The organism is Variovorax sp. GW821-FHT09B01 (genome assembly GCF_059418345.1).
Map to the genome: position 1 here is coordinate 11,695 of NZ_JBWKPQ010000033.1, position 13,562 is coordinate 25,256.

The following is a 13,562-nucleotide window of genomic DNA, read 5'->3' on the forward strand; positions in this document are numbered from 1 at the left end:
GTGACGTTTTGATACGAATTTGGACGATTATGACGATGATTGGCGACGACCTCCAGCACGTGCGGCAGCGGATCGCGAAGGCCTGCGCCGACGCCGGCCGCGACCCCGGCGCGGTGCGGCTGCTGGCGGTATCGAAGACCTTCGGGCCCGAGGCGGTGCGCGAGGCGCAGGCCGCGGGCCAGTCGGCCTTCGGCGAGAACTACGTGCAGGAAGGCCTGGACAAGATCGCCGCGCTGGCCGACCTGCGCGCCGGCCTCGAGTGGCACTGCATCGGCCCTCTGCAGAGCAACAAGACGCGGCCCGTGGCCGAGCAGTTCGACTGGGTGCACAGCATCGACCGGCTCAAGATCGCCGAGCGGCTCTCGGCCCAGCGCCCGGCCCATCTGCCGCCGCTGCAGGTCTGCCTGCAGGTCAACGTGGACGGCGGCGCCAACAAGTCCGGCGTGACCCCCGAGGAGGCGCTGCCGCTGGCGCGCGCTGTGGCGGCGTTGCCACAGCTGGTGCTGCGCGGGCTCATGGCGATCCCCGAACCGGCGCCCGATTTCGAGGCCCAGCGCGCGCTGTTCCTGCGCGCGAAGGCGCTGTTCGATGAAATCCGCGGCGCCGGCATCGCGCTCGACACCCTGTCGCTGGGCATGAGCGCCGACCTCGAGGCGGCGGTCAGCGCGGGCAGCACGATGGTGCGCATCGGCACGGCGATCTTCGGCGGCCGCCCGCAGAAGGCGGCCTGAGCGGCAGGGCTCAGATCCCGAGCGGGATCCGCGCGCTGCTCTTCACTTCCTCCATCACGGCATAGGTGCGCGTCTCGCGCACGCCCGGCAGCTGCCACAGCACCGTGCCCGCGAAGTCGCGGTAGGCCGCCATGTCGGCCATGCGCGTCTTCAGCAGGTAGTCGAAGCCGCCGGCCACCATGTGGCATTCGACGATCTCCTCGCGCACCTGCACCGCGGCCTTGAACTGGTCGAACACGTTGGGCGTGGTGCGGTCCAGCAGCACCTCGACGAAGACCGTGAAGCCGCGGCCCAGCCGCTCGGCGTCGAGCCGCGCCTCGTAGCCCTGGATGAAGCCCTCGCGCGTGAGCCGCTGCACGCGTGCGAGCACCGCCGTCGGCGACAGCGCCACCGCCTCGGCCAGCTTGAGGTTGGTGATGCGGCCGTCTTCCTGAAGAATCTTCAGCAGCCGGAGATCGACGCGGTCCAGGTCGGTCATGGAAGGCGGTGTGACAAGGGTATTGGTGAATTATCCGGAAATGCTGTCGAATTTTGGTGAAAGATTCGCCATAAAGGCATGGACCATAGCCAATCCAACCAAGGAGAAGACATGCGCCTGCCCGACCCCTACCGACCCGAGACCGAGGTCGTCGCCCATCGACTCGCCCTGCTCGAGGGTGCGCTCGACTGGACTGCGGCCTCGACCGTTGCCACGCCTTGGGTGCAGGCGGTGCGCGACCATCCGCCGCCGTTCTGGGCCATGGAGAGCCTGCTGCGCGAATACCCGATCTCGAGCGCCGAGGGCCTCGCGCTGATGCGCCTGGCCGAGGCGCTGCTGCGCGTGCCCGATGCCGAGACCGCCATCGCGCTCACCGCCGACCAGCTCGGCCGCGCCGATTTCGAGGGCGCGGCCGATTCCACGCTGTCGCGCCTGTCGTCGGCCGCGATCGCGATGTCGAAGCGCTTCCTGCCCGAGGCCGACCATCCGCCCGGCCTGATGGCCCGGCTCGGCGCGCGCACCGTGGTCGCCGCCACGCTGCGCGCGGTGCAGCTGCTGGGCCGGCAGTTCGTGCTGGGCCAGACCATCGCCGAGGCGATGGACGAGGCCCGTGCCGCGCACCGCAAGCAGTCCGCCCTGTGCTTCAGCTACGACATGCTCGGCGAGGGCGCGCGCACCGACGAGGACGCGCTGCGCTACCTCGAGAGCTACACCCGCGCCATCGCCGCGATCGCCCAGGGCGCCGATCCCACCGCCGCGCCCGAGCGCAACGATGGCATCTCGATCAAGCTCAGCGCGCTGCATCCGCGCTACGAGGACGCGCAGCGCGAGCGCGTGCTGCGCGAGCTGGTGCCGCGCGTGTGGCTGCTGTGCGAGCGCGCGGCCGCGGCCAACATCAACCTCACCATCGACGCCGAGGAGGTCGACCGGCTCGAGCTCTCGCTCGACGTGTTCGACGCGCTCGCGACCCGTGTCGCGGCCGAGCATCCGCAATGGCGCGGCTTCGGCCTCGCGCTGCAGGCCTACCAGACGCGCGCGCTCGAGCTGATCGAGCACGTCACCGCGATCGCGCGCCGCTACGGCCTGCGGCTGATGTGCCGGCTGGTCAAGGGCGCCTACTGGGACGCCGAGATCAAGCGTGCGCAGGAACTCGGCCTGCCGCACTACCCCGTGTTCACCCACAAGCACCACAGCGACGTCAGCTACCTGGCCTGCGCGCAGGCGCTGCTGGCCGCGCCCGACGCGATCTATCCGCAGTTCGCCACCCACAACGCGGGCACCATCGCGGCCATCCTGCAGATGGCGCAGCGCCAGGGCGCGCCGTTCGAGCTGCAGCGGCTGCACGGCATGGGCGAGGGCGTCTACCGCGAGGTCATGAAGCACACCGGCGCCTCGGTGCGCGTGTATGCGCCGGTCGGCCGCCACAAGGACCTGCTGGCCTACCTGGTGCGCCGCCTGCTCGAGAACGGCGCCAACTCCTCCTTCGTCAACCAGCTCGGCGACCCCGGCGTGCCCATCGCCACGCTGCTGGTCTCGCCGCTGTGGCTGGAACGCGAGAGCCCGCAACTGCCGCTGCCGCCGCTGCTCTACGGCCCGGCGCCCGCGCGGCGCAACAGCGACGGGCTCGACCTCACGGTCGACGCCATGCGCGCGCCGCTGTTCGCGGCGCTGGCCGCGACCGCGGTGCCGGTCGTGCCCGAGGCCGATCCCGCGAGCGCCGCGCGCGCCGTGGCCGCGAGCGCGACGGCCTTCCGCGCCTGGCGCAACACGCCGGTGGCAACGCGCGCCGCCGCGCTGCGCCGCGCGGCCGATGCCTTCCAGGCGCAACTGCCGCGCCTGTGCGCGCTGCTCGTCAAGGAGGCCTTCAAGACCTGGGGCGACGCGGTGTCCGAGGTGCGCGAGGCGATCGACTTCCTGCGCTACTACGCCGACGAGGCTGAGCGCCTGATGCAGCCCGTGCTGCTGCCCGGCCCGACTGGCGAGCGCAACGAGCTGCGGCTCACCGCGCGCGGGCCCTGGGTCTGCATCAGCCCGTGGAACTTCCCGCTGGCCATCTTCACGGGCCAGGTCGCGGCCGCGCTCGCCACCGGCAACACCGTGCTCGCCAAGCCCGCCGAGCAGACGCCGGCCATCGCGCGCGAAGCGGTCGCGCTGTTGCAGGCCGCGGGCATCCCGGCCGACGTGCTGCAGCTGCTGCACGGCCCCGGCGAGACCGTGGGCGCCGCGCTGGTGGCCGCGCCCGGCGTGGCCGGCGTGGTGTTCACCGGCTCGACGCAGGTGGCGAAGATCATCCATCGCGCGCTGGCGGGCAAGGACGGTCCGATCGTTCCGCTGATCGCCGAGACCGGCGGCATCAACGCGATGCTGGTCGACTCGAGCGCGCTGCCCGAGCAGGTGGCCGATGCCGTCGTGCAGAGCGCCTTCCGCTCGGCCGGCCAGCGCTGCTCGGCGCTGCGGCTTCTGGTGCTGCACGAGGGCATCGCCGATGGCGTGATCGAGATGATCCGCGGCGCGGCGGCCGAGCTGTCGGCCGGCGATCCCGCGCTGCTCGCGACCGACGTCGGCCCGGTGATCGACCGCGAGGCGGCCGACAACATCCGCCGCCATCTGGCGCGGCTGGACCGCGAAGCGAAGCGCGTGCTGGCGCCCGCGGCAGCGGACGACGCATCGTCCACCCTGATCGCGCCGGCGGCCTATGAAGTGGGTGCCATCGAGGACGTGCGCAGCGAGATCTTCGGCCCCGTGCTGCAGATCGTGCGCTGGGGCTCGGGCGCGCTGAGCGATCCGGCCGAGGTGATCGAGCGCATCAACGCGCTCGGCTACGGCCTCACGCTCGGCATCCAGACGCGCATCGATTCGCGCGCCCAGGCGCTGGCCGTGCGTGCCCACGTGGGCAATGTCTACGTCAACCGCAACATCATCGGCGCGGTGGTCGGCGTGCAGCCCTTCGGCGGCGAAGGCCTCAGCGGCACCGGGCCCAAGGCGGGCGGGCCGAACTACCTGCCGCGCTTCTGCGCCGAGCAGACCGTGACGGTCAACACGGCGGCCGCGGGCGGCAATGCGGCCCTGCTGAGCACGGTGGCGTAGCGCCGTCGCGCCACGCCACCGCGCGACCTCAGCGCACCGTGCTCTGGCCGTGCGCGGCGGCCTGGCGATCGAGCTGCTCGATCAGCGCGCCGTAGGCCGGGCTGGCGCGCAGCCGCGTGTATTCGGCCTGCGCCTGGCGATAGCCCGCGCGGGTCGGGTCGGCACCCGCTTCGCCCGATTGCTTCGCGGCCAGGCCCGACTGCATCCACAGCCGCGTGTCGGCGGCCACCGCGGCGCGGCTGTTGGCCGACACCGTGGCCACCTGCTGCTGCGGCGTGCCGTCGGTGTAGCCCTGCGTGGGCGCGGTCTTGAGCCATTGGCGCGCTTCGGCCGTCACGGCTTCGCGCGTCGTCGACGAGCTGAACGACGCGGGGCGCGGATCGCCCTCGGCGTAGTTGCCCGCGAAGCTCGGCGCGGCGGCGGCGGCCAGCAGCGCGGCGAAGGCGGCGGTGCCCAGCAGGCGGGTGGTGCGGACGGTGCGGTGTTGCGAAGTCTTCATGTCGTCGTTCCTTTCAGTGGTGGGACGTGGTGGTTGAACCCGGTGGGAGCGAAGCGGGCCGGTGGGCCTCGTGGTCTTCGTCTTTCCTTGCCACCGACTCTAGGGAGGGCAAACCGGCGATCGATAACCCGTTGATGACGATTTCGTCATCTGCCGCGCTGCCGCGAAAAAACCCCGCGCGGGGGCGTCAAGCGACTCTTGCATAACCGCCTGTCGCGGCATGCATAAGCCATGGCGCGGCGCGCGAGACGGGACTATCGTTCGCCCATCATTCCAACCAAGGGACTCTCATGAGCGAAAAACTCTCCTTCGTCACGCCGACGGCCAACAGCCCCTGGGGCACGTACCTGTCGCAGGTCGATCGCGTGGTGCCCTACCTGGGCCCGCTCGCGCGCTGGGTCGAAACCCTCAAGCGCCCCAAGCGCGCGCTGATCGTCGACGTGCCGATCGAGATGGACGACGGCACCATCGCCCACTTCGAGGGCTACCGCGTGCAGCACAACATGAGTCGCGGCCCGGGCAAGGGCGGCGTGCGCTTCCACCCCGACGTCACGCTCGAGGAAGTGATGGCCCTGTCGGCCTGGATGACCATCAAGACGGCCGCCGTCAACCTGCCGTACGGCGGCGCCAAGGGCGGCATCCGCGTCGACCCGAAGAAGCTCTCGCTGCAGGAGCTCGAGAAGGTCACGCGCCGCTACACCAGCGAGATCGGCATCATCATCGGCCCGCACACCGACATCCCCGCGCCCGACGTCAACACCAACGCCCAGATCATGGCGTGGATGATGGACACCTACTCGATGAACGTCGGCGGCACCGCCACCGGCGTCGTCACCGGCAAGCCGCTGCACCTGGGCGGCTCGCTGGGCCGCGTCAAGGCCACCGGCCGCGGCGTGTTCGTCACCGGCCGCGAAGCCGCGCGCCGCCTCGGCCTCGACCTGCGCGGCGCGCGCATCGCGGTGCAGGGCTTCGGCAACGTGGGCTCGGTCGCGGCCGAGCTGTTCGCCGAAGCGGGCGCCAAGATCGTCGCGGTGCAGGACCACACCGGCACCATCGTCAACGACAAGGGCCTCGACCTCGCGAAGCTGGTGCCGATCTCGCGCACCGACGGCGTGGTCGGCTTCAAGGCCGGCGGCGACATCGTGCCGAACGAGGACTTCTGGGACATCGCCTGCGACATCCTGATCCCCGCCGCGCTCGAAGGCCAGCTCACGGCCGATCGCGCGAAGAAGACCACCGCCAAGCTGGTGCTCGAAGGCGCCAACGGCCCCACCGTGCCGCAGGCCGACGACATCCTCGCCGAGCGCGGCGTGCTGGTGGTGCCCGACGTGATCTGCAATGCCGGCGGCGTGACCGTCAGCTACTTCGAATGGGTGCAGGACTTCTCGTCCTTCTTCTGGGACGAGGACGAGATCAACGTGCGCCTCGACCGCATCATGATGAACGCCCTCAACCAGATCTGGGACACGGCCGACAAGCACAAGATCACGCTGCGCACCGCGACCTACGCGGTGGCTTGCGAGCGGATCCTGATGGCGCGGCAGGAGCGCGGTCTGTACCCCTGAGCGACGCATGTCGTTCCCGAGGCCGTCGCCGGCCTCGGCGTCTGTACCCTGCGGGCTCATGAACCGTCCGCCGATCTACCTCGACCCCGCGTTCGTCGCGTCGCCCGATGCCCTGCTCGAGTGGCTCCAGGCCGCGGTGACGTGGGACGAGCGCATGAAGGCGCGCAAGACGGCCAGCTTCGGCGTGCCGTACGACTATTCGCAGATCAGCTACGAGGCGGTGCCGATGCCGTCCGAGCTGGACGATCTGTGCCAGCGGATCGAGGCCAGGCTGGGATTCCGTCCGAACAACTGCCTGCTGAACCACTACCCCGACGGGGCTTCGTCGATGGGCTTCCACTCCGACGACACCGAGGTGCTGTCTCCGGGCACGGGCGTGGCCATCGTGTCGGTGGGCAGCGAGCGCTCGATCGTCTACCGCAGCAAGGCCGACAGCAGCATCCGGCACGACTTCCCGCTGCCGCACGGATCGCTGCTGTACATGTCGGATGCGGTCCAGCGGGACTGGTTGCACGCAATCCCCAAGGCACGAGTCGTTGGCGAGCGGATCAGCCTCACCTTCAGATCCATCGCCCGATGAATCCGGCCTGAATTCGGCGGGCATCGGCGGCGTGCGACGGGCAGTGCGCTATCGTTGGCGGGTGGCGAAACCACCGAGACATCCTGCCTGAATGGCATCTCCCCCGAGGCTCTTTTCGTGAACACACTTGGCTCCGTCGAGAACGCGCGCATCCAGAAACTCCTTGCCGGCGGCCAGCGCAAGCTGCTCGGCCTGGTCGGCGCCCCCGGCGCCGGCAAGTCCACGCTCGCGGCGCTGCTGCGCGACGCGCTCGGCGCCGAGCGCGCGCAGGTGGTGCCGATGGACGGTTTCCACCTCGCCAACGTCGAGCTGCGCCGGCTCGGCCGCGCCGACCGCAAGGGCGCGCCCGACACCTTCGACAGCGCCGGCTACGTGGCACTGCTGCAGCGGCTGCGCGAACAACGGCCCGGTGGCGACATCGTCTATGCGCCCGAGTTCCGGCGCGAGATCGAGGAGCCGGTGGCGGGCGCGATCGCGGTGCTGCCGGAAACGCAGCTCGTCATCACCGAGGGCAACTACCTGCTGCACGACACCGGGCCCTGGGCCGGCGCGGCGGCGCTGCTCGACGAGGTCTGGTACGTGGACATCGACGACGCGCTGCGCGAGGCGCGGCTGGTGCGCCGGCACGAGCAGTTCGGCCGCAGCGCCGAGGCGGCGCGCGCGTGGGTGGCGCAGACCGATGCGCCGAACGCGCGGCTGATCGCGGCCACGCGCGCGCGGGCACACCACGTCGTCGTGCTTTCCTGACCGGCGCCTCATCCCGAATCGCCGAGGGAACGCGCGGCCCTCATCGCGCTCGAAGGCAGGCCGGCCGTCCGCCGGTTAGCATCCGCCACGCCATGCCGACCCTGCCTCCGATGCCCCTTCGCTCCCGCTCCTTCGTCCTCCTGCCGGTGCTGCTGTCGGCGCTGGTGCTCGCGGGCTGCGGCAGCAGCGCGCGCCGCGTCGCCTACGACACCGAGGAGTTCGATTCCACCACCACCCACACGCGCAGCTACGAGGCCACCGAGGCCCAGACCTGCGAGGCCGCGCGCCGCGCGCTGCTGAGCCAGGGCTACATGGTCACGGCCGCCAATGCCGACCTGGTGACCGGCCGCAAGAGCTTCCAGCCGGCGGCCGAGGTGCACGTGGAGGTCGAGTTCCGCGTGGTCTGCGCGGCCGAGGGCGGCCGGGGCGGCAAGGGCGCCAGGCCGAAGAGCACGGTGGCCTTCGCGACCGCGCTGCAGGACCGCTACGGCCTCAAGAAGGTCAACAACTCGGCGAGCCTGGGCGTGGGCGCCTTCGGCTCGCTGTCGCTGCCGCTGACGGGCAGCGACGACGCGATGGTCAAGGTGGCGAGCCAGACGCTGACCGACGAGCGCTTCTACGACCGCTTCTTCGCGCTGCTCGACCGTTTCCTCGAAGGGCAGGAACCGGGCGCGGAAGAGCCCGAGGACCTGCCCGAGCCCGCACCGCCGGCACCCGCCGCCACCCCGGCCCCGTCCCCGGCCCCGGCCCCGGCCACCACCTTCCCGGTGCCGACCTCGCCCAACCGCGGCTGACGGCATGGCCACCCTCCCGTTCGCGGACCGGCTGGCCTTCCTGCGCGAGCCCGGCCGCTGGCGCGCGGGCGCGCAGCTCGCGGCGGCGGTCGCCATCGCCTGGGGCGTGTCGCGCGGGATCGGGCTGCCCGAGAGCTTCTGGGCCGTGATGAGCGTGCTGATCGTGATGCGGCCGAGCGCCGGCTCCACGCTCGAGGCCGGCTGGGACCGCGTGCGCGGCACCTTCGCGGGCGCGCTGGCCGGGCTCGCGGGCGTGTGGCTCGCGCACCATGGCGTGCCGATGCAGGCCGACGCGCTCGCGATCGTGCTGCTGCTGGCCTTCGTCGGCGCCGCCGTGCCGGGCCTGCGCAGCGCGCCGGTGGCGGCGCTGATCATCCTCTCGGCCGGCAGCCTGCCGGGCCATTCGGCACTGCAGGTGGCGCTGCTGCGCATGGCGCAGATGGGCATCGGCGTGGGCGTGGCGCTCGCGATGGCGCTGGTGACGGCCGAGTACCGGGCCGGCGCGCGCTTCGACGCGGGCTGCGCGGCGCTGCTGCGCGGCATGGCGAAGCGGTTGCTGGCGCTGGCCGCGGGCGATGCGACCGAGGGCGACGGTGAGCGCGCCCGCGCCGCGCTCGCGCGGCTCACGGTGCTGGCGGGCGGTGCCGACCTCGAATCGCGCTGGCCCTGGCGCCACCGTGTGGTCGGCGCGCCGAAGGACGCGCACCGGCAGCGCGCGCGCACCATGGCGCGGCTGATGCAGGACGTGGCGCTGCTTGGCCGCGCGATCGGGCAGCAGCCGCCGGCCTCTCACGACGAGACCGCGAAGGCCGCGCGCGCCTCGGCCGGCGCGCTCGCCGCGCTGGCGGACGCGCTCGAAGGCAAGGGCATGGCGCCCGATCTGTCGGTGCTCGAGCGGCTCGCGGCGCGCCATGCGTCGCGCGACGACGCGGCCCGGCCGCTGCTGGCGGCGCCGCTCGCGCTGCTGCTCGAGGACCTGCGCGCGCTGCAGGCCACGCGCGTTGCGGCCTAACGCACCAGCGTCGACTTCCCGAACAGGCTCTCGATCAGCTCCACCGCGATCTCGGCCGTCTGGTTGCGCACGTCGAGCGCAGGATTGAGCTCGACCACGTCGACCGAGCCGAGCCGGCCCGTGTCGGCGATCATCTCCATGCACAGCTGCATCTCGCGGTAGGTCGGTCCGCCGCGCACGCCGGTGCCCACGCCGGGCGCGATGTTCGGGTCGAGGCAGTCGAGGTCGAAGCTCACATGCAGGTGAGTGTCCTCGTCCACGTCCTGCAGCGCCTCGGTCATGGTGGTGCGCATGCCGTGTTCGTCGATGTGGCGCATGTCGAACACGTTGAGGCCCAGCGTGCGGATCGCCTCCTTCTCGTCGGCATCGACGCTGCGGATGCCGATGAAGCGGATCGCCTCGGGCGGCAGCGCCGCGCGCTCGCCGCTCCAGCCGGTCAGCACCGCGGGCCCGTGGCCCAGCAGGCACGACACCGGCATGCCGTGCAGGTTGCCGCTGGGGCTGGTGGTCTCGGTGTTGACATCGGAGTGCGCGTCGAGCCAAAGCACGCGCAGCTTGCGGCCGCGCTTGCGCGCATGCCAGGCCACGGCGCTGATCGAGCCGATCGCCAGGCAGTGGTCACCGCCCAGCATCAGCGGCACGTGGCCCGCGCCCAGCACCTCGTCGACCGCCGCGTACACGGCGCGGTTCCAGGCGATCACCTCGTCGAGATGGCGCAGCCCGTTGGCCGGCGGCGCCCAGGGCGTGGCCGGGCCCGCGAGGTTGCCGCGGTCGACCAGCGCGAAGCCCTGGCGCACCAGTGCCTCCGCCAGTCCCGCCACGCGCAGCGCGTCGGGGCCCATGCCCGCGCCGCGCACGCTGGCGCCGACGTCGGTGGGCGCGCCGATCAGTTCGAGGGTGAGGTTCATGCGTGGGCCTTCATGTCCTGCCGATCCGGTCCCCGGCATCCGGGGGGCTAGCCGGACCATTGTGCCGAGGAACCGGTGACAGGCCCATGATCCGCCGCGTGCCCGACGCGGTGAAGGGCTGCGCCAGTTGCGCCAGGAAGCCGGCCGCGATCTCGCCGTCGATGCCGATGTCCGCCGGCGGCCGCCGCGCCGGGCGGTACCAGGTGCCGAACAGCAGGTCCCACAGCACCAGGTTCTCGCCGTAGTTGCGGTTGCCCTCGGCCGGCGAGCGCGAGTGGTGCCAGCGGTGCAGCGCCGGCGTGCTGAAGACGCGGTCGAGCCAGCCGGTGCGCAGCTCGATGTTGCAGTGGGTCAGCAGGCCGGTGACGGCCGTCACCGCGCCCACCCACAGGAACACCGCGAGCGGCGCGCCCAGCAGGTACAGCGGCAGTTGCCCGAGCAGGGCCTTGAAGGCGCTGTCGACCACGTGGAAGCGGCCGGTGTTCGCCACCCACAGCCGCCGCACGCCGTGATGCAGCGCATGGAAGCGCCACAGCGGCGGCCATTCGTGCGCGCCGCGGTGCGCGATGTAGAGGCCCAGTTCCACCACCGCGAGCGCGAGCACCACCTGCGCGGCCAGTGGCCAGTGCAGGGGCCAGGCCGTGCCATGCGCCGAGGGCCGCAGCGCCATCGCGCCGGCCAGCGGCAGGCTTGCCGCGAACGCGGCCACGACCTGGGCCGTGCCCTTGGTCAGCAGCGTGTGGGCCAGGTCGCAGGGCGTCTGGCCGTCATCCGCGAGCCAGCGCGGCTCGTGCGGCAGCCAGCGTTCGAGCAGCGCGATCGCCAGCGCGAGCGAGAGGTAGGCCGCGTTGAACCAGGCCAGCGGTGCCGCGCTCGCGAAGGCCGCCGCCACGGCCAGCAGGCCCGCGGCGTAGAGCACCGGCCACAGCAGCCACGGCAGCCAGCGGCGCACGGCCTTCATGCCGGCGCCCCGTCGCTTCGAGCGGACCGCAGCCGCAGCCGGAACAGCGCGCCACCGCCCGGCGCGTCGTGCACCGTGACCTCGCCGCCATGCAGGCGCGCGATCTCCTGCACCAGGCTCAGGCCGAGCCCGGCGCCGGGCCCGGTCGCATGCCCGCGGTGGAAGGGCTTGAAGATCTGTTCGCGCAGCGCGGCCGGGATGCCGGGGCCGTCGTCGATGACCTCGATGTCGCCCGGCGGCATCACCCGCACCGTCACGGCCCCCATGCCGCCCGCGTGCTCGATCGCGTTGCGCACCAGGTTGGCCAGCGCACGCGCGATCGCGTCGCGGTCGCCCTCGATCTCCACGCGCGCGGCCAGCGGCTCGAACGAGACCTCGTAGCCCGCGGCGAGCGCCAGCGGCGCCATCTCGGCCACCACCTCGCGCACCATTGCCACCAGGTCGATGCGCTGGCGCCCCGTGCCATGGACCTTCATGCGCTGCAGGTCGAGCAGCTGTCCCGCCAGCACCGACAGCCGCGCGGCATCGGCCAGCAGCCGCGTGCGTTCGGCGCCTTCGGCCAGGTTCTCGATGCGCGTGTGGAGGATCGCGATCGGCGTGCGCAGCTCGTGCGCCGCGTCGGCCAGGAAGCGCTCCTGCCGCGCATGGCCGTCGTCCAGCCGTTGCAGGGCGTCGTTGAAGGCGCCGACCAGCGTCGCCACTTCGGCCGGTACCTCGGCCAGCGGCAGGCGCACGCCGCGCTGCTCGGCATCGATCTGGCCGGCGCGCGCCACGATGGCGTGCAGGCCCGAGAGCGTGCGCCGCACCACCACGTGGCTGGCCAGCAGCGTGGCCGCCACGGTGATCGCCAGGATCGGCAGCACCACCTCGAGCAGCACCAGCAGCAGCGACAGGCCGAGGTTGCGCCAGGTGATCGGGCTGTCGGCGCCGGTGAGGATCTGCACCGGGCCGGCGGCGGAATCGACCCAGCGCATGCGCGCCGACTGCCGCGGCGGATCGCCCATGTTCCAGCCCAGCCGGGCCTGCCCCACGCCGTCGAGCGTGGCGCCGATGTCGGCGAATTCGTCCGGGATGCGGCCCTCGACCAGCCGGCCGCCCTGGCGATCGCGCACCGAGAACCACAGCGGCGGCTGTGCCTCGCGCAGCGCAGCGAGCCGCGGCGTCGCGCGCATCGCGAGGCGGCCGTCGGCCCCGCGCATCACCGCCTCCTGCAATATCTCGACGGTGTTCTCGGGCGAGCTGAAGTTGATCAGGTGCCCCGTGGCCACCAGGGCGCCGATCACCAGCAGCTGGATCGCCGCCTGCAGCAGCACCAGCCGGCGGACCAGGCGGCGCTTCAGCGAGGAGGGCGAGGAGGGCGCTGCGTTCGTCGCTGTGCTCATGGCACGGCCCGCAGCAGGTAGCCCACGCCGCGGATGCCGCAGATCTCCACGCCGGCGCCGGTGTCCGCGAGCTTCCGGCGCAGCCGCGAGACGTGGGTGTCCAGCGCGTTCGACTGGATCTCGACGTCGAAGCCGAACACCGCGCGTTCCAGCGCCTCGCGCAGCACGGTGCGGCCGCCGCGGCGCATCAGCAGCTCCAGCGCCAGCAGCTCGCGCCGCGGCAGCTCCATGCGATGCCCCGCCACGCTGGCTTCGCGGTGCGCGAGGTCGAAGCACAGCCGCGCGACCTGCAGCAGCTCCTGCCGGGTCTCGGCCGGGCGCCGCAGCAGCGCGCGCAGCCGCGCCAGCAGTTCCTCGACCGCGAAGGGCTTGCCCAGGTAGTCGTCGGCGCCCGCGTCGAGGCCGCGCACGCGCTCGTCGAGCGCATCGCGCGCCGTGAGCATCAGCACCGGCACGGGATCGCCGGCGGCGCGCAGCCGCGCCACCAGCGCGAGGCCGTCGCCGTCGGGCAGCCGGCGGTCGAGCACCAGCGCGTCGTAAGGCGTGGCCTCGACATGGCGCGCGCCGTCGGCCAGCGTCGCGGCATGGTCGACCAGGATGCCGCGCCGGTGCAGCGCGGTGAGCAGCACCGAGGCCATTTCGGGTTCGTCTTCCAGCAGCAGGATGCGCACGCGCGTGTTCCTTTCAGGGCGGCGCCGGAGCTCCGGCGTGCCGCACTGTAGGGAGGCTGGATTGCGCGAGTGTTGCGTGCGCGCGCCCCGCGCGACGCAATGCTGGCTCCATGTTGGCGGCCGATGCTGGCGTCAGGCCCGCGGTCG

At 72.3% G+C, this 13,562-nt stretch carries 13 protein-coding genes; 7 read left to right on the forward strand and 6 right to left on the reverse strand.

The annotated features are described in order from the left end of the window. Positions 1-29: 29 nt before the first annotated feature. Positions 30-731: a YggS family pyridoxal phosphate-dependent enzyme gene (locus tag AC07RV_RS42155; RefSeq protein ID WP_208509852.1), complete on the forward strand. Its 702-nt coding sequence runs from the start codon at positions 30-32 to the stop codon at positions 729-731. Between the two features lie 10 nt (positions 732-741). Here AC07RV_RS42155 and AC07RV_RS42160 read toward each other — a convergent pair whose 3' ends face one another. Continuing rightward, positions 742-1,209, reverse strand: a complete 468-nt coding sequence (locus AC07RV_RS42160) for an Lrp/AsnC ligand binding domain-containing protein (RefSeq protein WP_057594014.1) — start codon at positions 1,207-1,209, stop codon at positions 742-744. A gap of 111 nt (positions 1,210-1,320) precedes the next feature. On the opposite strand from AC07RV_RS42160, the gene AC07RV_RS42165 reads away from it, so the two are divergent. Then, positions 1,321-4,296, forward strand: a complete 2,976-nt coding sequence (locus tag AC07RV_RS42165; RefSeq protein WP_296787370.1) for an L-glutamate gamma-semialdehyde dehydrogenase — start codon at positions 1,321-1,323, stop codon at positions 4,294-4,296. Between the two features lie 28 nt (positions 4,297-4,324). Here AC07RV_RS42165 and AC07RV_RS42170 read toward each other — a convergent pair whose 3' ends face one another. Next, positions 4,325-4,795, reverse strand: coding sequence for a hypothetical protein (locus AC07RV_RS42170; protein WP_093354401.1), 471 nt, complete (start codon positions 4,793-4,795; stop codon positions 4,325-4,327). A gap of 290 nt (positions 4,796-5,085) precedes the next feature. Here AC07RV_RS42170 and AC07RV_RS42175 point away from each other — a divergent pair, with 290 nt between their 5' ends. The 5 genes from AC07RV_RS42175 (at position 5,086) to AC07RV_RS42195 (ending at position 9,493) form a co-directional block, all read left to right on the forward strand. Then, positions 5,086-6,360, forward strand: a complete 1,275-nt coding sequence (locus AC07RV_RS42175; protein WP_296787372.1) for a Glu/Leu/Phe/Val family dehydrogenase — start codon at positions 5,086-5,088, stop codon at positions 6,358-6,360. A gap of 58 nt (positions 6,361-6,418) precedes the next feature. Beyond that, a complete protein-coding gene (locus tag AC07RV_RS42180; protein ID WP_296787375.1) occupies positions 6,419-6,940 on the forward strand; it encodes an alpha-ketoglutarate-dependent dioxygenase AlkB family protein in 522 nt (173 codons plus the stop codon). Between the two features lie 117 nt (positions 6,941-7,057). Continuing rightward, the gene (locus tag AC07RV_RS42185) at positions 7,058-7,687 is read left to right on the forward strand and encodes a nucleoside/nucleotide kinase family protein (RefSeq protein WP_296787376.1); all 630 of its coding nucleotides are present in this window, start codon (positions 7,058-7,060) and stop codon (positions 7,685-7,687) included. A gap of 110 nt (positions 7,688-7,797) precedes the next feature. Further along, entirely contained in the window at positions 7,798-8,481 is a 684-nt protein-coding gene (locus AC07RV_RS42190) for a DUF2242 domain-containing protein (protein WP_296787378.1), read from the forward strand. A 4-nt stretch (positions 8,482-8,485) separates the two neighbouring features. Next, positions 8,486-9,493, forward strand: coding sequence for an FUSC family protein (locus AC07RV_RS42195; RefSeq protein ID WP_296787380.1), 1,008 nt, complete (start codon positions 8,486-8,488; stop codon positions 9,491-9,493). Here AC07RV_RS42195 and rocF read toward each other — a convergent pair. From rocF to AC07RV_RS42215, 4 genes are read right to left on the reverse strand one after another with little or no spacing between them, the layout of a single operon-like run. After that, positions 9,490-10,401, reverse strand: a complete 912-nt coding sequence (gene rocF, locus AC07RV_RS42200) for an arginase (RefSeq protein WP_057594021.1) — start codon at positions 10,399-10,401, stop codon at positions 9,490-9,492. The genes AC07RV_RS42195 and rocF overlap by 4 nt on opposite strands. Positions 10,402-10,411: 10 nt before the next feature. Then, complete coding sequence (locus tag AC07RV_RS42205; RefSeq protein WP_296787382.1) at positions 10,412-11,362, reverse strand: sterol desaturase family protein; 951 nt, start codon at positions 11,360-11,362, stop codon at positions 10,412-10,414. After that, positions 11,359-12,744, reverse strand: coding sequence for a sensor histidine kinase (locus AC07RV_RS42210; RefSeq protein ID WP_296787384.1), 1,386 nt, complete (start codon positions 12,742-12,744; stop codon positions 11,359-11,361). Before AC07RV_RS42210 ends, AC07RV_RS42205 begins: the two co-directional genes overlap by 4 nt. After that, positions 12,741-13,415: a response regulator transcription factor gene (locus tag AC07RV_RS42215; RefSeq protein WP_261212433.1), complete on the reverse strand. Its 675-nt coding sequence runs from the start codon at positions 13,413-13,415 to the stop codon at positions 12,741-12,743. Before AC07RV_RS42215 ends, AC07RV_RS42210 begins: the two co-directional genes overlap by 4 nt. Positions 13,416-13,562: the final 147 nt, after the last annotated feature.